This is a genomic window from Gilliamella sp. B14384G10 (genome assembly GCF_016101685.1).
Classification (GTDB): Bacteria; Pseudomonadota; Gammaproteobacteria; order Enterobacterales; family Orbaceae; genus Gilliamella; species Gilliamella apis_A.
This window is the reverse complement of the sequence record NZ_JACFQA010000001.1, coordinates 51,822-69,705: the sequence shown is the minus strand read 5'-3', so window position 1 is coordinate 69,705 and position 17,884 is coordinate 51,822. Positions and strand designations below refer to the sequence as shown.

The 17,884-nt window shown below is 35.0% G+C and carries 17 protein-coding genes and 1 other annotated feature; of the genes, 5 read left to right on the top strand and 12 right to left on the bottom strand.

Annotated features, from left to right (window positions below; all coding sequences use genetic code 11):
- The first annotated feature begins 26 nt into the window (after positions 1 to 26).
- Together topA and cysB are read left to right on the top strand one after the other, a co-directional pair.
- A complete protein-coding gene (gene topA / locus H3T54_RS00355) occupies positions 27 to 2,627 on the top strand; it encodes a type I DNA topoisomerase (RefSeq protein WP_198220341.1) in 2,601 nt (866 codons plus the stop codon).
- A 177-nt stretch (positions 2,628 to 2,804) separates the two neighbouring features.
- The gene (cysB, locus tag H3T54_RS00350) at positions 2,805 to 3,776 is read left to right on the top strand and encodes an HTH-type transcriptional regulator CysB (protein WP_198220340.1); all 972 of its coding nucleotides are present in this window, start codon (positions 2,805 to 2,807) and stop codon (positions 3,774 to 3,776) included.
- 65 nt (positions 3,777 to 3,841) lie between these two features.
- Here cysB and hisIE read toward each other — a convergent pair whose 3' ends face one another.
- From hisIE to H3T54_RS00305, 9 genes are all read right to left on the bottom strand, one after another.
- Complete coding sequence (hisIE, locus tag H3T54_RS00345; RefSeq protein ID WP_086320729.1) at positions 3,842 to 4,441, bottom strand: bifunctional phosphoribosyl-AMP cyclohydrolase/phosphoribosyl-ATP diphosphatase HisIE; 600 nt, start codon at positions 4,439 to 4,441, stop codon at positions 3,842 to 3,844.
- 20 nt (positions 4,442 to 4,461) lie between these two features.
- Positions 4,462 to 5,238, bottom strand: a complete 777-nt coding sequence (hisF, locus tag H3T54_RS00340) for an imidazole glycerol phosphate synthase subunit HisF (RefSeq protein ID WP_065613040.1) — start codon at positions 5,236 to 5,238, stop codon at positions 4,462 to 4,464.
- Positions 5,220 to 5,957, bottom strand: a complete 738-nt coding sequence (gene hisA / locus H3T54_RS00335; RefSeq protein ID WP_065613474.1) for a 1-(5-phosphoribosyl)-5-[(5-phosphoribosylamino)methylideneamino]imidazole-4-carboxamide isomerase — start codon at positions 5,955 to 5,957, stop codon at positions 5,220 to 5,222. Before hisA ends, hisF begins: the two co-directional genes overlap by 19 nt.
- Before the next feature lie 17 nt (positions 5,958 to 5,974).
- A complete protein-coding gene (gene hisH / locus H3T54_RS00330; RefSeq protein WP_198220339.1) occupies positions 5,975 to 6,562 on the bottom strand; it encodes an imidazole glycerol phosphate synthase subunit HisH in 588 nt (195 codons plus the stop codon).
- Positions 6,563 to 7,630, bottom strand: a complete 1,068-nt coding sequence (gene hisB, locus H3T54_RS00325) for a bifunctional histidinol-phosphatase/imidazoleglycerol-phosphate dehydratase HisB (RefSeq protein ID WP_198220338.1) — start codon at positions 7,628 to 7,630, stop codon at positions 6,563 to 6,565.
- A gap of 11 nt (positions 7,631 to 7,641) precedes the next feature.
- Positions 7,642 to 8,697: a histidinol-phosphate transaminase gene (gene hisC, locus H3T54_RS00320; protein WP_232351477.1), complete on the bottom strand. Its 1,056-nt coding sequence runs from the start codon at positions 8,695 to 8,697 to the stop codon at positions 7,642 to 7,644.
- A gap of 9 nt (positions 8,698 to 8,706) precedes the next feature.
- Positions 8,707 to 10,008 carry a histidinol dehydrogenase gene (gene hisD / locus H3T54_RS00315; RefSeq protein WP_198220336.1) on the bottom strand — a complete coding sequence of 434 codons (1,302 nt, stop codon included), beginning with the start codon at positions 10,006 to 10,008 and terminating at the stop codon, positions 8,707 to 8,709.
- A 4-nt stretch (positions 10,009 to 10,012) separates the two neighbouring features.
- Positions 10,013 to 10,912 (bottom strand): ATP phosphoribosyltransferase, encoded by a 900-nt coding sequence (hisG, locus tag H3T54_RS00310; RefSeq protein WP_198200029.1) that lies wholly within the window; start codon positions 10,910 to 10,912, stop codon positions 10,013 to 10,015.
- Positions 10,913 to 10,951: 39 nt separating this feature from the next.
- Positions 10,952 to 11,077 (bottom strand) — a sequence feature (His leader region).
- 192 nt (positions 11,078 to 11,269) lie between these two features.
- Positions 11,270 to 11,662: an Lrp/AsnC family transcriptional regulator gene (locus H3T54_RS00305; RefSeq protein WP_198220335.1), complete on the bottom strand. Its 393-nt coding sequence runs from the start codon at positions 11,660 to 11,662 to the stop codon at positions 11,270 to 11,272.
- Between the two features lie 106 nt (positions 11,663 to 11,768).
- On the opposite strand from H3T54_RS00305, the gene H3T54_RS00300 reads away from it, so the two are divergent.
- Entirely contained in the window at positions 11,769 to 12,320 is a 552-nt protein-coding gene (locus tag H3T54_RS00300; RefSeq protein WP_198220334.1) for a cysteine hydrolase family protein, read from the top strand.
- Positions 12,321 to 12,967: 647 nt separating this feature from the next.
- Positions 12,968 to 13,843, top strand: coding sequence for a DUF4261 domain-containing protein (locus H3T54_RS00295; RefSeq protein WP_198220333.1), 876 nt, complete (start codon positions 12,968 to 12,970; stop codon positions 13,841 to 13,843).
- A gap of 68 nt (positions 13,844 to 13,911) precedes the next feature.
- On the opposite strand, the gene H3T54_RS00290 is transcribed toward H3T54_RS00295, so the two are convergent.
- The 3 genes from H3T54_RS00290 to H3T54_RS00280 all read right to left on the bottom strand — a co-directional run bounded on the left by H3T54_RS00290 (position 13,912) and on the right by H3T54_RS00280 (position 16,638).
- Positions 13,912 to 14,328 carry a DoxX family protein gene (locus tag H3T54_RS00290; protein ID WP_110447771.1) on the bottom strand — a complete coding sequence of 139 codons (417 nt, stop codon included), beginning with the start codon at positions 14,326 to 14,328 and terminating at the stop codon, positions 13,912 to 13,914.
- 253 nt (positions 14,329 to 14,581) lie between these two features.
- On the bottom strand, positions 14,582 to 15,415 hold the full coding sequence (locus H3T54_RS00285) for a phosphoenolpyruvate hydrolase family protein (RefSeq protein WP_086364579.1): 834 nt from the start codon (positions 15,413 to 15,415) through the stop codon (positions 14,582 to 14,584).
- An 11-nt stretch (positions 15,416 to 15,426) separates the two neighbouring features.
- Positions 15,427 to 16,638 (bottom strand): Tm-1-like ATP-binding domain-containing protein, encoded by a 1,212-nt coding sequence (locus H3T54_RS00280; protein WP_198220332.1) that lies wholly within the window; start codon positions 16,636 to 16,638, stop codon positions 15,427 to 15,429.
- A 219-nt stretch (positions 16,639 to 16,857) separates the two neighbouring features.
- Here H3T54_RS00280 and H3T54_RS00275 point away from each other — a divergent pair, with 219 nt between their 5' ends.
- Positions 16,858 to 17,484 carry a TetR/AcrR family transcriptional regulator gene (locus H3T54_RS00275; protein ID WP_198220331.1) on the top strand — a complete coding sequence of 209 codons (627 nt, stop codon included), beginning with the start codon at positions 16,858 to 16,860 and terminating at the stop codon, positions 17,482 to 17,484.
- Positions 17,485 to 17,884: the final 400 nt, after the last annotated feature.

Below are 17,884 nucleotides of genomic sequence, written 5' to 3'. Positions count from 1 at the left end.
AAACTACAGGATAAATAGGTTTAATTATGGGAAAATCCCTTGTTATTGTGGAATCACCAGCCAAAGCAAAAACGATTAATAAATATCTTGGCAAAGATTTCGTAGTTAAATCAAGTGTCGGACATATTCGCGATCTTCCAGTGAGTGGTAGTAGTCAACGCACTGAAAAAACAAGTAAAGATAAAGCCGAGAAAAAAGTTAAACGATCGGAAAAACAAGTGTTAGTCGATCGTATGAGCGTTGATCCTTACAATGGCTGGCAAGCGCATTATGAAATTTTACCTGGCAAAGAACGAGTGGTTGCCGAACTTAAAAAGTTAGCCAAAGATGCCGATATGATTTATCTCGCAACCGACTTGGATAGAGAAGGGGAAGCTATCGCTTGGCATCTAAAAGACGTTATTGGTGGTGATGATAATAAGTATCGTCGAGTCGTATTTAACGAGATAACCAAAACGGCGATTAAAAATGCTTTTAATCATCCAGCCATGTTGGATATGGATCGGGTTAACGCTCAACAAGCAAGACGATTTATGGATCGTGTGGTTGGCTTTATGCTATCACCACTACTTTGGAAAAAAGTCGCTCGTGGCTTATCAGCAGGTCGTGTTCAATCAGTTGCGGTACGCTTAGTGGTTGAACGTGAGCGAGAAATTCATGCATTTATTCCTGAAGAGTATTGGGATCTTTATGCTGATTTAAAAACTGCTCATCAAGAACAATTAACAATGCAAGTAACGCATTATAAAAATGATGCGTTTGAACCTAAAGATCGCGTTGCTATTGATATTGCTTTGGATGAATTAAATAAAAGCCAATATCAAGTCACTAATATTGAAGAAAAACCGACTAAAAGTAATCCAACAGCGCCGTTTATTACTTCAACTTTGCAACAAGCGGCAAGTACCCGTTTAGGTTTTGGTGTTAAAAAGACGATGATGTTAGCACAACGCCTATATGAAGCTGGTTATATTACTTATATGCGTACCGACTCTACTAATTTGAGTCAGGATGCGTTAACCATGGTTCGGGACTACATTGGACAAAACTTCGGTGAGAAGTATTTGCCTAAATCAGCTAACGTTTATAGCAGTAAGAAAAATTCGCAAGAGGCGCATGAGGCAATTCGTCCATCAGACGTGAATATTCTAGCGGATAGTCTTGGCGATGTTGAGGCTGATGCAGCTAAATTATATCAATTAATTTGGCGTCAATTTGTGGCTTGCCAAATGACATCAGCCGAATACAACTCAACAACTATTACAGTTAAAGCGGGTGATTTTACCTTAAAAGCTAAAGGTCGAACCTTGCGTTTCGATGGTTGGACAAAAGTGCAACCACAATTAACTAAAAATAATGAAGATAAGATGTTGCCAGCAGTATCTATGCAAGATATGTTGGAATTAATAGGCTTAGATCCTAATCAACACTTTACTAAGCCTCCCGCTCGTTACAACGAAGCTTCATTAGTTAAGGAACTTGAAAAACGAGAGATTGGTCGTCCTTCTACTTATGCAACGATTATATCAACTATTCAAGATCGTGGTTATGTACGATTAGATAATCGTCGTTTTTATGCGGAAAAAATTGGCGAAATTGTTACAGATCGCTTAAGTGAAAATTTCAATGACTTAATGAGTTACGATTTTACAGCTCGCATGGAGCATGCACTTGATGAAATTGCCAATAAAAAGCAAGAATGGCGTGAAGTTTTAGATCAATTTTTTGATGATTTCAGCCAACACTTAACCATTGCAGAACAAGATCCTGATCGTGGAGGTATGCAACTTAATCCACTAGTTTTAACACCAGAAATTAAATGCCCTAATTGTGGTCGTGAAATGGGCATTAAAACTGCGGGTACCGGTGTATTTTTAGCGTGTTCTGGTTATGCGTTACCTCCTAAAGAGCGTTGTAAGCAAACAATTAATTTAATTCCCGAATATGAAACATTAAATATTTTGGAAGAGGCAGAGACAGCCGAAACTGACGCACTAAGAGCACTTAAACGTTGTCCTAAGTGCCATACGGCTATGGACAGTTATTTGCTCGATAATGAGCGTAAATTACATATTTGTGGTAATAATCCAATCTGTGATGGTTCGTTGGTTGAAAAAGGCACATTTAAGGTAAAAAGCTATGAAGGTCCAATTATTGAATGTGAAAAATGTGGATCAGAAATGCATCTTAAATCAGGACGTTTTGGACTTTATATGGGATGTACCAATCAAGATTGTAAAAATACTCGTAAAATCTTAAAAAATGGTGATGTAGCGCCACCTAAAGAAGATCCTGTTGATCTGCCTGAGTTAAAATGTACTAAGTCAGATGCACATTTTGTATTACGAGATGGTGCTTCAGGTATCTTTTTAGCTGCACATAATTTCCCAAAATCAAGAGAAACTCGTGCACCACTAATTGAAGAACTACAACGTTTTAAAGATCGTCTACCCGAAAAATTTATTTATTTAACGCAAGCGCCGAGTCAAGATCCAGAAGGTAATCCAGCTATTGTGCGATTTAGTCGTAAAAGTAAACAGCAGTACGTTACTTCGGAAGTCAATGGCAAATCGACTGGCTGGGTAATGCAATACGTTGATGGTAAATGGGTTAATAGTAAAAAATAGGTAAGAACACCTGATGATTTATGTAAAATCGCTCAGGTTAAGGAATCGTTTTAGTATAAAAAGCTGTTTTTTGTTTGTGCTAAAGTGTGAAAGGAATTACCTTACGATTTCCCTCTTTTTGACTTTTTATATAGTTTTAAAAAGAGGGAAAGGTATACAGTTAAAGGAGCCTTTGTCATGAAGTTGCAACAACTGCGTTATATTGTTGAAGTCGTTAATAACGATCTAAATGTGTCACTTACCTCTGAAAAACTGTATACCTCTCAGCCAGGCATCAGTAAACAGATCAAATTGTTGGAAGATGAACTTAATGTGCAAATTTTTACTCGTGTCGGTAAACATCTTTCCGAAGTTACCCCCGTTGGTGAGAAGATTATTGCGTTAGCTAGAGAGATTTTAACTAAATCGCAAGATATTAAAATTATTGCTAAAGAATTTAGTCAGCCTAATCAAGGCTCATTAACCATTACTACAACTTATACTCAAGCTCGTTATACTTTACCAATTGTTATTCAGCAATTCATGCAACAGTATCCAAGTATAACACTCCATATGGAGCAAGGATCATCTCCGCAATGTCTTTTACAAGCGCAAACAGGCCAAGCTGATTTTGCTATCATAACTGATTTATCTGAACTTAGCGATGATATGATTGCCATACCTTGTTATCATTGGAACCAAGCTGTGATTGTAATGAAAGATCATCCATTAGCTAAAAGTAGTTTAATTACTATCGATGAATTGTCTAAATATCCTTTAGTCAGTTATGATTTTTCTAATGATGGGTCTGATTTGAATCAAGCTTTTATCAAAGCTAATCAAATTCCTAATATTGTTTTTAGTACTACTGATGCGGAACTGATCAAAACTTATGTTAAGTTAGGGGTTGGCGTTGGCATTGTCGCTAAAATGGCGGTTAATGAAAGCTCTGATAGTGATTTTGTGGTACTTAATGCTGGACATATATTTCCATATAGTACCACTTATATTGCCTTTGCTCGTTCGCTATTTTTACGCAATTATATGTATGATTTTATTAATCAGTTTTCGGCACATTTAAATAGGCAAACAGTTGATAGACTTATCTTATGTGAAAATAATGTAGCAGTACAGGCTATGTTTAATGGGATTAAATTACCTGTTAGGTAGTAGGAAAATCTTTTGCTTATAAATTTTAAAGACCAAGCACAACAGATTGTGCTTGGTGACTAATGTTATTTATGTCTAGCTTTTAAAATAGCAATGACATCTTGCATTGAGAGATTTTGATCTTGTAGTAAGACCAATAAGTGATAAATTAAATCGGCTGATTCATTTTTTAACTCTTCTTTGTCGTGTACTGTAGCTGCAAGTGCAGTTTCAACACCTTCTTCTCCCACTTTTTGGGCAATACGCTTCGTACCATCATGGTAGAGTTTTGCCGTATAAGATGATTTAGGGTCAGCATTTTTACGAGCACCAAGTAATTGTTCTAAATCGTATAAAAATCCCCATTCAGTTTGGTTATTGTTAAAACAGCTATTTGTTCCTGTGTGACAAGTAGGACCAATTGGATTAACTAAAATAAGTAGGGTATCATTATCACAATCGGTCGAGATACTTACCACATTTAAAAAATTACCTGATGTTTCACCTTTGGTCCATAAGCGTTGTTTGGTACGAGAGTAGAAGGTTACTTTGCCACTAGTTTGTGTCTGAGTTAATGCTTCTTGATTCATATAGCCAAGCATAAGCACTTCACCAGAAACATAGTGTTGTATGATAACCGGCATTAAATTATCAACTTTTTGCCAATCAAGTTGTTTAGTGTCTATTTGTATTTGGGAATGTTGAGTTAACATAATCGGATTTCTACTCCATGTTGAGCTAAATATTGTTTAAGTTCGCCAATATTAATTATTTGTTTGTGAAAGACGGAAGCGGCTAATGCACCATCAACATTGGCTTCTTGAAAAGCTTGCAAAAAGTGCTCCATAGTTCCAGCGCCACCAGATGCAATCAGAGGTACATGACAAACTTCTCGAATTGTTTTTAGTTGTTTTAGATCATAACCATTACGGACACCATCTTGATTCATCATGTTTAGCACTATTTCACCTGCCCCTCGTTTTTGTACTTCTTGCACCCAATCAAGTGTATTCCATTTGGTTGCCACAGTGCGCTTTTCATCGCCGGTAAATTGATAAACATGATAACTATCGGAATCTTTATCATACCAAGTATCAATCCCTACCACGATACATTGTACTCCATAACAATCAGCTAACTCAGTAATTAAACTCGGATTAGCTAACGCAGGAGAGTTGATTGAAATTTTATCAGCACCAAAAGTTAAAATTTGTCCTGCATCTTCAACCGTTTTTATACCGCCAGCGACACAAAAGGGGATATCTATTACTTCAGCGACTTTTGCCACCCAACTTTTGTCAACTACTCGACCGTCGGATGAGGCTGTAATATCATAGAATACCAATTCGTCGGCCCCTTCTTCGGCATAGCGTTTGGCTAATGGTACAATATCACCAATGATTTCATGATTACGAAATTGTACTCCTTTTACAACTTGCCCATCACGGACATCCAAACAAGGTATTATCCTTTTTGCCAACATGAAATCGCCTCCTGAACTGTAAATTTACCTTCTAATAATGCTCTACCGACAATAACACCGGCAACACCACTATCTTTTAATGCTTTAACATCATCTATTTGACCAATACCACCAGAAGCTTGAAACGCAATTTGTGGATATTTTTGGCTGATCTCTTGATAGAGTTTTACATTAGAGCCACTTAGCGTTCCATCTTTAGAAATATCTGTACATAGTACATGTTTCAAGCCATAGGGTAGATAATCATCAATAACTTGTTCCAATGTCTGTTTAGAATCCTCTTGCCAACCATGGATAGCGACGTTTTTGTTACCTTGTTGGTCAATACGAACATCTAAGGCTAATACCAACGATTCAGGGCCATAAGTATCAAACCATTTTTTTACTAAATCAGGTTGTTTAATAGCTGTTGAACCAATAACTACTCGAGTTGCACCTGCGGATAATAATGCTTTAACATCTTCTTCTGTCCGAATTCCACCACCAATTTGTACTGGAACTTGTACACCATTAATCAGGGATTTTATCAATGAGATTTGTCGAGCTTGCGGATCTTTAGCGCCAGTTAAATCAACCAGATGTAATAGTTTCGCACCTTGCTTTTGATAATCTTGTAGACGAGCTAAGGGGTCATTACCATAATCTCGTTTTTGATCATAATCACCTTGATGTAACCGCACAACAGTACCATCAATTAAATCAAGCGCGGGAATAATAATAGGATAAACTGCCATAGTTACATCTCCAAAAAGTTTTTGAGCAATTTTGCACCGGCTAAGCCAGAACGCTCTGGATGAAATTGCACACCGTAAAAGTTGTCTTTTTGTACGGCAGCAGTAAAGCTTTCGCCGTAATTGGTTTCTGCGATAGTTGATGAGCATAATGGTAAGGCGTATCCATGTACAAAGTAAAAGTAAGCACCATCAGGAATATCTCTAAATAGATGATGTCCGGCTTTGGGATTGACTTGATTCCAGCCCATATGTGGTAGTGGTAATCCACAATCAGGAATTTGTACTACTTTTTCGTGAATAATACCTAAGGTATCGACATGACCTTCATTACTATAATCAGCTAAAAGTTGCATACCGAGGCAGATACCTAATACTGGTTGAGTACAGACTTTGATAAGATCAATTAAATTACGTTCTTCTAATTTTTGCATTGCAGCAGAAGCTGAACCGACACCTGGTAAAAACAGTTTGTCTGATTCGAGTACTGTATCAGGATCAAGGCTGATAATTGGATTATAGCCTAATCTCTGTATTGCATATTTGACTGAGGAAAGATTAGCACAGCCAGTATCTAGAATGACAATTTTCATCTATAACACTCCTTTCGAGCTAGGTAATCTATCACTTTCAATTTTAATCGCCTGTTTGAGTGTTCTGGCAAAGGCTTTAAATAAGCTTTCGATACGATGGTGGTCATTATCACCGGTCGTTTCAATGTGCAAGGTAATTGCCATAGTATAACTTAGAGAATAGAAGAAATGTTCAACCATTTGTGTACTCATATCGCCAACTTTCGGATCACTGAATTGTGCTGAAAACTTGAGGTAAGGCCGACCTGAAATATCCATTGCACATTTTGCTAAACACTCATCCATTGGAATAACAGAAGCATAACGAGTGATACCTCGTTTATCGCCAAGTGCTTTTTTTAGTGCTTCGCCTAAGGCAAGACCTGTATCTTCAATAGTGTGGTGATCATCAATATGTAAATCGCCTTCTACTTGAATGTTTAATTTGATACCGCCATGAGTGGCGATTTGGTCAAGCATATGATCAAAAAAACCAATGCCAGTATTAATTTGACTGCCACCTTGTCTATCTAACCAAACTTCAACTAAAATTTTGGTTTCTTTGGTATTTCGTTCGACTTTTGCATAACGATCTGCAGTGGTTAAACGTTGGGCTATTTCATTCCAATTAAGTGATTTTGGATTATAGTGTAATCCTTTTATTTGCATATTTTCAGCAAGTTGCATATCTGTGACCCTGTCACCGATTACGTAACTATTTTGTTTATCTAACTTACCACTGGTTAAATAAGGTAGAACTAAAGTGATTTTCGGCTTACGACATTCACAATTATCTTGAGGAAAATGAGGGCAGATCAGTACATCTTCAAAGTTAACACCTTGTGATTCGAATATTTGCATCATTAAATTATGCGGTCCATCAAAATCAGCTTGTGGATAACTACTGGTTCCTAATCCATCTTGATTGGTAACCATAACCAATTTGTAACCAGCAGCTTGTAGTTTTAGTAGTGCTGGGATCACATTAGGTTCAAATGCAAGTTTTTCAAAACTATCAACTTGATAATCAATAGGGGGTTCAACTATTAATGTTCCATCACGGTCGATAAATAAATATTTTTGTAACATACTTGCTCCTATTATATCGCTTTGAGTGCTGTTATTACTGCTTCACATTCTGCTTGTGTACCAATCGAGATTCGAATAAAACCATCTTGGCCAATTGATTTGCTTTGATCACGCAAAATAATGCCTTCATTCCATAATTTGCTAAATACCTCTTTATTGCTTTGGAATTTAACACATAAATAATTAGCTTCGCTAAGATAAACTTTTTCAACGATTTCTAAAGCCGAAAGTTGATTCGCTAATTTCTCTTTTTGATTATTGAGATTGATAACATGTAACTTCATGGTATTTATACCATCTTTACTTAATGCTTGGGTTGCTATATCAGCAACCGGTGTTGCTAAAGGATAAGGTGCAATGACTTTCTGTAAAGCATCTATTACTGGTTTATTTGCTAAAGTAAAGCCGCAACGTAGTCCTGCTAGTGCAAAAGCCTTCGATAAAGTTCGTAAAATAACTAAGTGAGGATAATTTGCAAGCCAGCTCACAACGGTTGAATTTGGAGAAAACTCAATATAAGCTTCATCAATAATCACTAAAGCGCGATTTTCAGCTAGTTTAAGTAAAGTTTTAATATCATCTTGGTCTATCAAATTACCCGTTGGATTATTAGGTGAACATACATAGATCAATTTAACATTGTCTAGATTTTGTTTAATTCCGTCTAAATCTAGTTGCCAATTAGATTTAGTTGGTACGGTTTTGGTTTTTATACCTAGTGTTTCGGCACTGACTTGATACATACCATAAGTTGGAGGGCAGTAAAGCACTGTATCGGTTTCAGGTTCACAAAAAGCTCGCATTAATAATTCTATTGCTTCATCGGCCCCCCGACTAACAATCACTTGCTCTGGAGTGACACCCGCATATTGCGCATAACGATTAATCACTTGTTCGGGTTGTGCTTCAGGATAGCGGTTTAAGTTTTGCTCAGTTAACTGAAAATTGGGTGCAACAGGGTATTCATTGGCATTTAGCCATACATCACCATTACCACCTATACGCCTAGCTGATTGATAAGGAGTCAACTTTTGTACGTTCTTTCTGACTAATTGATTAATGTCCATTTTATTCACCTATTTTTCAGAATCTGAGTTAAGTTTAGCTAAACGAATAGTTACGGCATTTTTATGGGCGGTAAGTTGCTCAGCTTGAGCCATTAGCTCAACAGCATTACCGATTGCTTGCAAACCTTCAGCAGTCAATTTTTGTACTGTCATACGTTTTTGAAAATCAGCTAAACCAAGGCTTGAATAAGTAGCTGTATAACCATAAGTAGGTAAAACATGATTAGTACCCGATGCATAGTCACCTGCTGATTCCGGTGACCAATAACCTAAAAATATCGAGCCAGCGCTATTAATTTTATCAACTAATTCATCAGCATTTTGCGTTTGAATAATTAAATGTTCCGGTCCATAGCGATTACTAATACTCACACATTCTTCTAAATCTTTAGTAACAATAAGTCGGCTTTCTTGTAAAGCTTTTTCTGCGATCTCTTGGCGTGACAGTTGTGCTAGTTGTTTATCTACTTCAATTGAAACTGCTTGAGCAATTTTTTCATCGGGTGTTAGTAGTACTACTTGAGAGTCTGGACCATGTTCAGCTTGAGAAAGTAGATCAGCGGCAATAAATGCTGGATTAGCAAAACTGTCAGCAATCACCAATACTTCTGAAGGTCCAGCTGGCATATCTATAGCTGCACCATCTAGTCTTTGACTAACTTGACGCTTAGCTTCGGTCACATAGGCATTACCTGGGCCAAATATTTTATCAACTTTTGGTACTGATGCAGTACCTAATGCCATTGCAGCAATTGCTTGCGCACCACCTAGCTGATAAATTTCGCTCACTCCACATAGTTCTGCTGCATATAAAATTTCATCGGCAATAGGTGGTGGTGAACATAAAATTACTTTACGGCAACCGGCAATTTTAGCTGGTATTGCTAGCATCAATACGGTAGACAATAAAGGTGCCGAACCTCCTGGTATATACAGTCCTACCGAATCAATTGGTCTGGTTACTGACTGACATTTGATGCCCGGCATCGTTTCCACTGTTATAGTTTGTCTAACTTGTGCTTGGTGGAATTTTTCGATGTTACTTACGGCTAATTGCATCGCCTGTTTTAATTCTGGTTTAACACGGCTAGTCGCAGTTTTTATTTCATCTTCTGTTAATTTGATTTGCTTAATTTGTACTTTATCAAATTTATTACTTAATTCTTTTAGGGCTTCATCACCATTTTGTTTTACTTGCGTTAAAATATCTTTAACCGCGTGACTAATAGAATCAGAAGCAGCTATAGCAGGACGAGTCAGTAATTCTGCTTGTTTTTCTTTAGAACATTGTTGCCAATATGATAGTTTCATTTAATTACTCCATCATTTTTTCAATTGGTAATACAAGGATTGAGCTTGCGCCTAAATCTTTCAATTTTTCCATGGTTTCCCAGAATAATGATTCAGTACTCACCATATGTAGAGCTACCCGATTTTGTTCACCCGTTAATGGTAAAATGGTTGGGTTTTCTGCGCCAGGTAATAATGATACAACTTGATCTAAAACGGCTGTTGGAGCGTGTAACATAATGTATTTGGATTCACGAGCTTGAATTACCCCTTGAATACGCGTCATCACTTTGTCGATTAATGCTTGTTTCGTTGGTGACATTTCACCTTCTCGTTGAATTAAACAAGCCTTCGATTTATAAATAACTTCAATTTCTTGTAGACCATTAGCTTCAAGTGTGGCCCCACTAGATACTAAATCACAAATTACATCAGCAAGCCCTGCTCGTGGTGCAACTTCAACAGAGCCATTAAGTAAACAGGTTTTGAAATTCACATTATATTGTGAAAGATAACGGCGGAGTAGGTGAGGATATGTGGTTGCAATACGTAAATTATTTAAACATTCTGGGCCACTATAAACAAAATCACGAGGAGCAGCAATTGATAAGCGGCAGCCACCAAAATCAAGGCGACGCAAGGTTTTATATTGTGGATTTTCACCTTCGGCTTGTCTATCAAGAACTTCTTCTTCTAACACATTCTCACCGACAATACCAATATCGACAACACCATCAATAACTAGTCCAGGAATATCGTCATCTCGAACGCGTAAAATATCAATTGGCATATTTTCAGCAAAAGCAATTAAGCGTTGTTCTTGCAAATTGATTTTTATGCCACATTGCGCCAATAATTTTTTCGACTCATCGCTTAAACGTCCCGATTTTTGCATTGCTATACGTAAACGTGAATTATCCAACATATTATTCTCCAACTTGTTTAAATAAATTTATAAACCACAAATAAAAAACCCTCGGAAGACTGATCTTCCGAGGGTTTTCTAAATGCTTTTGCGATATCACCGGAAGACCTTTTGTCTTCCAGCACCAATCGCCCGAAGACTATTCAGGAATGATGGTGATGATGATGTTTAGTAACGAAAACACAAAAACAATTCATAAAATAAAACCTTTAAATTTAACTGTTGTACAACATATAACACAAATGACTATCTAGCAACTTATTTTTGTCGATTTATAAAAAAAATATAAAAATTGAAATTTTTTAATTATCTGTTTTGTTCATTTTTGTCATGTTTGAATAGTAAAAATAGGTAAATTTATAAAATTTGTTTTAATTGATGGCAGACCTTATATCGGCCAAAAATCGAGATTTTTGTTAAGAAAGCATCCAATGCATCATTTTCAAAACAGCTAACAATCATATAACAACCGTCACCAGTAATTTTATAAAACTCAGAAATTTCATTAACAGATTTTACTAATTTTTCAAAAGATTCAAATTGATTTGAGTTCATGTATATAGTGATAAATTGTAATTGATGTTTTGGTTCTTTAATTGTGAACTGTTCTATAATATGATTATTTAGCAACTCTTGTACACGTTGCCCCACAGCTTGACTTGATAAGAATACCTTCTCGCCGATCTCGCGCCAGGATTGACGACTGTTTTGTCTTAATTCATTTAAGATAGCGTGATCTTTTTTATCCATATTTTCAATTTGAAAGCTGACTGAGGTTTATTACTTCAATTTGCTATGTCATTTAGAGGTTGATTATTTCAAAATAATAACACAAAACATTACAAAGGAGAGCAAAATGACTCAAGCATTGATGATTATTGATGTACAAAATGATTATTTTCCCAATGGAAAATACCCATTAAACAATACCGAACAGACATTGCAATGTACCTTAAAGCTACAAAATTATTTCCGCCAAAAGCAATTACCGATTATTTATATCCAGCACGTTAACCAAGATGCTAATTCTGTTTTCTTCGTTAAAAATAGTTATGGTTGTCAGTTACATCCTAAATTGATTCCTATTCAAGAATATAATGAATTTGTGATTGAAAAGGCTTATCCGAATAGTTTTTATCAAACACAATTACAGCAGAAGTTAAAGCAAGCAGAAATAACCCAGCTGGTCATTTGTGGCATGATGAGTCATATGTGTGTTGATTCTACAACTCGTTGTGCATATGAGCTCAATTACCAACCAATTTTAATTCATGATGCTTGTACTACCCGTGATCTTGAATTTAACGGTAATATTATTTCATCGTCAGATGTTCATAATAGCTTTATGTCGGCATTGATGCGATTTGCAACAGTAATGAATATTGAATCATTCATTGAAACAAATTAATAAGTTAAAATACTTTTTCTTAATTTTTGAGGATTAATAAAAAATCCTCATTTTTTGACATAAATATTTATCCGTGATAATCCTAACTGAAAGGAATTTTGTTATAGCTAGTTTTATAAATTGGATTTTATATGGCTCATCCTGTTAATCATATTAATAGTTATATTTTTTTGGGTTTTTCATGGTACCAATTTTTTATGGTATTTATACATTTTCGTTAATATTTGTATTTGTACGGATACATTGGATTATCATGGCCCATACTAGATGCAAATGATTTAAATATAGCAAATTTATTTGAATTTAATGATTGGCTAGAAGCAATAAAAACTAATCGGCACCCCCTATAGAAACAATAAACCATTATTAATATTTGATTAAATCATCGATGTTTTAATATTTATTAATTAATAGGATTTAAATATTTATGCTATTTACCCAAGTCGCAAATTATTACCACTTAGAACTCGATGTTTGATTGACTTTTTAATTATTGAATTAAAAAATTTACAATGGTGAAAATTGATAAATAAAATATTTACTTAATATATGTAAGTGGATATTATTGTTTAAGTTTTATAGCGTCAATTACTATAAAATGCACAAAATTTGATTTAATTTAAAATAGTTGTCATAAGGAATATGAAATGGGTATATTTTCTCGTTTTTTTGCTAAAAAAACAGAATCAAAACAGATGGATAATTCGATTGTCCCAAATCCTGATATTGAAAATGCCATTAGCGTAAGTATTGTATTTAGCGGTGCGCTTAATATTAATAACGATGAATTATTAGCAAAACTTAAATCGATTGATCCGACCATAAAAGATATTCGATATGAAACTCCGTTCGGACAACTTGAAGAAGGTATGTGTATTTTAGTAAGTTGGGGTAAACATGTTATTAGAGTATTTGGTCTTAATGCTCCTTATCCTAAAGCTGTATTAGAAACATGTGTTGCACCAGCAAGTTATAGTCAAGAAATAAAACAACAAGTTTATGAAAGTGATAGTCATTTATTATTATATTATGTCGGCTATGAACAAAATGTATTAGAGCAATACTTAGCTTTAACTCGTTTAGCGGTATGCTTTGAACAATTTAATGCGTTAGCAGTAATTAATGAGGATGCCCATACTTCATTACCAGTTAACTTTATTAATTCACTAGCTTCGGAAAAAGATGGTTTAACCACTTTAGGGGAGTGTTTACCTTTGTTGTTTTGTGGTTTTGTTAAATATGAAATAGAAAATATTAAAGGGATTTGGATGCGCACTTATGGTGCTAATAAATTTGGTTTACCTAATTTTGCTGCATTAGCCAATAGTTATGAGGAAAGTGAATATTATTTTGACATGTTTAGTAACATTTTAAACTATTTGCGACAAAGTCAAGCGACAATGAATCCTGGCGATACCATGGAAATGGGTGATAATCGTATGATGTCATTACGAGCGCCTCAAGATGAGGAATATTTCTTAAAAGATCAGGGTGATCTTTTAGTAATTGAAATTAATAACTAATTTATACTTTTCAAGTTTTAGGAAAGGTAATAAATATTTGTCTCAACCTTTCCTAAATACTTAGCATCTTATTGTTGAATCGTTTGTGGATATTTTTTACCTGCTAAAACACTAAATCGACCTGTCCCTAATAATGCCAAACTAAAAGCAGTTAGTGACATAAAAGCTGGATATTCCCAACCTCCACCAGGATTGGTAAATGACCAACCATTAGTCCAATGTACAATGGTTATTATTGCTAGTTGAAAAAAAGCAATTAGCGCTACTGCACGGGTTAAAATACCGAGTAACAATAGTGCGCCACCACCAATTTCAAAAACGATAACGATATAAGAAAAAAAGCTAGGAAAGCCAAGAGTATGAAAATACTCGGCGGTACCTTCAGGGGTTAGAACAAGTAGTTTGGTAAAACCATGGGCTAAAAACATCATACCTAAAGCAATTCGTAATACAAATGCAGCTACATCAGTTTGATATTCTTTCATTTTGGTTTCCTATATTAAGTTAGCAAAATAACAATAATGAAACTCATAAAGATTTCTTAAAAACGTTATTACTCTTTTAAAACATAGGATACTGCAATTAAGATTGTCTCACAGTTAACAATCAATAGTAAAGTAATAGACAATTATCATCAATTTTTATAACTGAAAATTAAGATGATATAAGTATAATTTGCTTATGTTTGTGAATAGAAAAAATAGCAGTGCGACGAGTCGTCGCACCGTTATTGCTTACTTATTGTTGGTGTCGAATAGACTTAAATCTTTCTGTTGTCTGAGTTAATGCTGTTTCTGTAGGCAAACGTTCCATTGAACTTGCGCCGTAAAAACCATTACAATCAGGACAATTTTGTAAAATATATTCTGCATCTTCAGGGGATGAAATAGGTCCGCCATGGCAAAGTATAATAATATCTGGACGAATTGCTTTAGCTGCTTTAGCCCATTGATTGATTAAAGGTACACAATCCGCAAGTTTTAATGCGGTTTGTGCGCCAATACTACCACCGGTGGTTAAGCCCATATGTGGAACTAAAATATCCGCTCCAGCTTTGGTCATATCAATAGCATCTTGCTCACTAAATACATATGGTGTAGTTAACAGATCTTTTTCATGTGCTTTGCGAATCATCTCAACTTCTAACGCATAGCCCATACCTGTTTCTTCAAGATTAGCTCTAAAATTACCATCAATTAAACCGACAGTAGGGAAGTTTTGTACGCCAGCAAAACCGGTAGCTTTAATTTGATCTAAAAACTGATCAAATTGGCAGAAAGGATCGGTGCCATTTACACCAGCTAAAACAGGAGTATGTTTTACAACCGGTAATACTTCTTTTGCCATATCCATAACAATTTCATTGGCATTGCCATAAGCTAATAAGCCAGCTAGCGATCCGCGACCCGCCATACGATAACGACCAGAATTGTAAATTACAATCAGATCAATACCACCAGCTTCTTCGCATTTCGCCGATAATCCTGTACCAGCTCCTCCACCGATGATAGGTTGACCTTTAGCAATCATATCATGGAATTTTTTTAATAATTGAGCACGTTTACTACTCATAATTTTCTCCATTATTTAATTATATTTTTAAATTCGTTAATAACTAAATTACAAAATTCTGGTGAATTAATATGATGCGAGGTTTTTATTAACCGTCGTTTTTCAGTTTGAATAAAGACTTTTTCAAACTCATCTATGAAAGCTTGATCCGCTTGCGGTGACCAAAAATCCCCATTTTCAATATCAAGTGCAGAAAAACCACTTTCAGGAATAATAAAAACGACTTCACCTTGACATTTATTTAGTTTAGTAGCGATCCAATTTGCCATGATTTTATTCTCTTCTGGCGTGGTTCGCATTAAAGTAACTTGTGGATTATGAGGATAAAACAGACGATCACGATATTTTTCTGGAATAGTATCTGGGCTACCGAAATTAACCATATCAAGGGCACCACATGATCCAATATATGGAACTTGACTTCTTGCAATGGCTTCAAATCGATCTTCATCACAAGCAAGTACTCCATCAAATAGATGATCACAAACTTCAGTGGTCGTAATATCAAGTACACCTTTTAATAAATGGCTATCAGCTAATTTTTCCATTGCCTTACCGCCACTACCCGTTGCATGAAAAACTAAGCAATCGTATTTATCATTTAATTTTGCTGAAAGTGATTGAACACACGGGGTAGTAACACCGAACATAGTTAATCCAATTGCTGGCTTATCTTCAACTTGTTCTTGCGTTTTAAATAACACTGAACCTGCGATAGAATTAGCTGCATTGGCGAGTACTTTTCTTGAAATAACATTTACGCCAGCAATATCTGTAACGGAATAGAGCATGGCAATATCACTTGCACCGATATATCCTGATATATCACCTGAAGCCATAGTTGAAACCATCAACTTTGGTATGCCAATAGGTAGTGCTTGCATAGCTGGAGTGATTAATGCGGTACCACCCGAGCCACCTAAACCGAGTATAGCGTCAACATCATTTTGCGCTATTAAAAATTGTTTAAATGCATTAGCCATTGCAACGATAGCCTTTCCTCTATCGGTGACAAAAACAGCTTTTTCACCCTCGGGATGATATTTAGCAACAGTGCTAGCACTAATATCAGCAATGTGATTAAAAGAATGTGGTTGCTTAGTGGAGATATCAACGATTTTACTTTCAACATTTCTTTTACTAAGTAAATGTTTGACGTAAACAATCTCTTCTCCTTTTGTGTCTAGTGTCGCGACCAAGTAAACCATATTATGCGATGCCATTTATTTCTCCTTAACAGATAAAATAGAACTCGATACTTCTTACTCAACTATCAGCGATTACTACTTTGACGATTATAAGCTAAAAATGAGACATTAGTCTCATTTTTTTTAAATTTTTTTAAAAATTTTTTTAATATTATAGTTATGTTAAAAAAAGTTGTATAATTTACAAAAGTTTACTAATTGGCAATAAATAAAAATATGAATATAGATAGCTTAATGATTTCTAAGAAATATTCTGGAGCCAAAAAAAGAACTTACGATCGTCTTATCGAAACTGCGATTGAGGCTTTAGAGCAGGGTAAAGAGATATCTATCACTGAATTATCAGATAGAACAGGTATTTCTAGAGCTACTGCTTATCGCTATTTTCCGACTAAAACCGATTTAATATCAGCGGCTGTTGAACAATCACTTAGTCCAATATTCTTATGGCAATCAGATAAAGAAAATGTCGAAGATCGGATAAATGATTTTTTAGCTTTTGCTTTGCCACAAATGTTAAAACATGAAGGAACATTACGCGCAGCTTTAAGCCTCTCTTTAAAACAATGGGCAGATGAACGGTCACAATTAACTGAAAAGACTAAAAAACTTGTGCGAGGTAATCGTAAGGAAATTCTTACCAATTTATTACAGCCACTCAAAGCACAATTATCTGATGAGCTTTTTGATAAAGTTATCTACTCAATTTCAATCATATATGGTTCTGAAATATTCATGGTGTTAAAAGATATTTGGAACTTTGACAGTGAGCAAGTAATAGATCTTTCACAATGGATTGTTAAAGCTATCATTAATCAAGCTAAACAAGAAGTGCAAGATGAATCGAATACTGAATCTTGATTGTTCTAAATTCGGTTAAAATTTTTTAATTACATTTTAGCAATAGTTTTAACTAAAATTATAACTTATATTTAAAATACAGTAAGTTATGATACGCTAGTTTAATTTATGCATTAAGTATAAATAAGTCTAATACAGAGTAATCTTAAATTCCCTCTTTTCGATAACAATATTTAACCTATTATCAATTTTAATCTTAATTAGAATAATAAATACAGTGTCTTATTAGGTAAGTTTAAAAATATTTTTAATAACAGCATTCAATTCATTAGAAACTTTAAAGTCTTGTAGCGCAATTTACCATTATTTTCTTAAATAAAAACCAATATTAGTTTGCCAACCTTTTGATGGTTTTAATGTTATTCGTTTGTTAAAAAAGTGATTAAAAACTTAATCCAAC

Excerpts from the sequence above, each read along its gene's own strand:
- cysB (WP_198220340.1), top strand. The coding sequence starts at position 2,805 with ATGAAGTTGCAACAACTGCGTTATATTGTTGAAGTCGTTAATAACGAT.
- topA (WP_198220341.1), top strand. The coding sequence starts at position 27 with ATGGGAAAATCCCTTGTTATTGTGGAATCACCAGCCAAAGCAAAAACG.
- hisB (WP_198220338.1), bottom strand. The coding sequence starts at position 7,630 with ATGTTACAAAAATATTTATTTATCGACCGTGATGGAACATTAATAGTT.
- H3T54_RS00275 (WP_198220331.1), top strand. The coding sequence starts at position 16,858 with ATGATTTCTAAGAAATATTCTGGAGCCAAAAAAAGAACTTACGATCGT.
- hisG (WP_198200029.1), bottom strand. The coding sequence starts at position 10,912 with ATGTTGGATAATTCACGTTTACGTATAGCAATGCAAAAATCGGGACGT.
- hisC (WP_232351477.1), bottom strand. The coding sequence starts at position 8,697 with ATGGACATTAATCAATTAGTCAGAAAGAACGTACAAAAGTTGACTCCT.
- H3T54_RS00285 (WP_086364579.1), bottom strand. The coding sequence starts at position 15,415 with ATGAGTAGTAAACGTGCTCAATTATTAAAAAAATTCCATGATATGATT.
- H3T54_RS00290 (WP_110447771.1), bottom strand. The coding sequence starts at position 14,328 with ATGAAAGAATATCAAACTGATGTAGCTGCATTTGTATTACGAATTGCT.
- hisF (WP_065613040.1), bottom strand. The coding sequence starts at position 5,238 with ATGTTGGCAAAAAGGATAATACCTTGTTTGGATGTCCGTGATGGGCAA.
- H3T54_RS00300 (WP_198220334.1), top strand. The coding sequence starts at position 11,769 with ATGACTCAAGCATTGATGATTATTGATGTACAAAATGATTATTTTCCC.
- H3T54_RS00280 (WP_198220332.1), bottom strand. The coding sequence starts at position 16,638 with ATGGCATCGCATAATATGGTTTACTTGGTCGCGACACTAGACACAAAA.
- hisD (WP_198220336.1), bottom strand. The coding sequence starts at position 10,008 with ATGAAACTATCATATTGGCAACAATGTTCTAAAGAAAAACAAGCAGAA.
- hisH (WP_198220339.1), bottom strand. The coding sequence starts at position 6,562 with ATGAAAATTGTCATTCTAGATACTGGCTGTGCTAATCTTTCCTCAGTC.
- H3T54_RS00295 (WP_198220333.1), top strand. The coding sequence starts at position 12,968 with ATGGGTATATTTTCTCGTTTTTTTGCTAAAAAAACAGAATCAAAACAG.
- H3T54_RS00305 (WP_198220335.1), bottom strand. The coding sequence starts at position 11,662 with ATGGATAAAAAAGATCACGCTATCTTAAATGAATTAAGACAAAACAGT.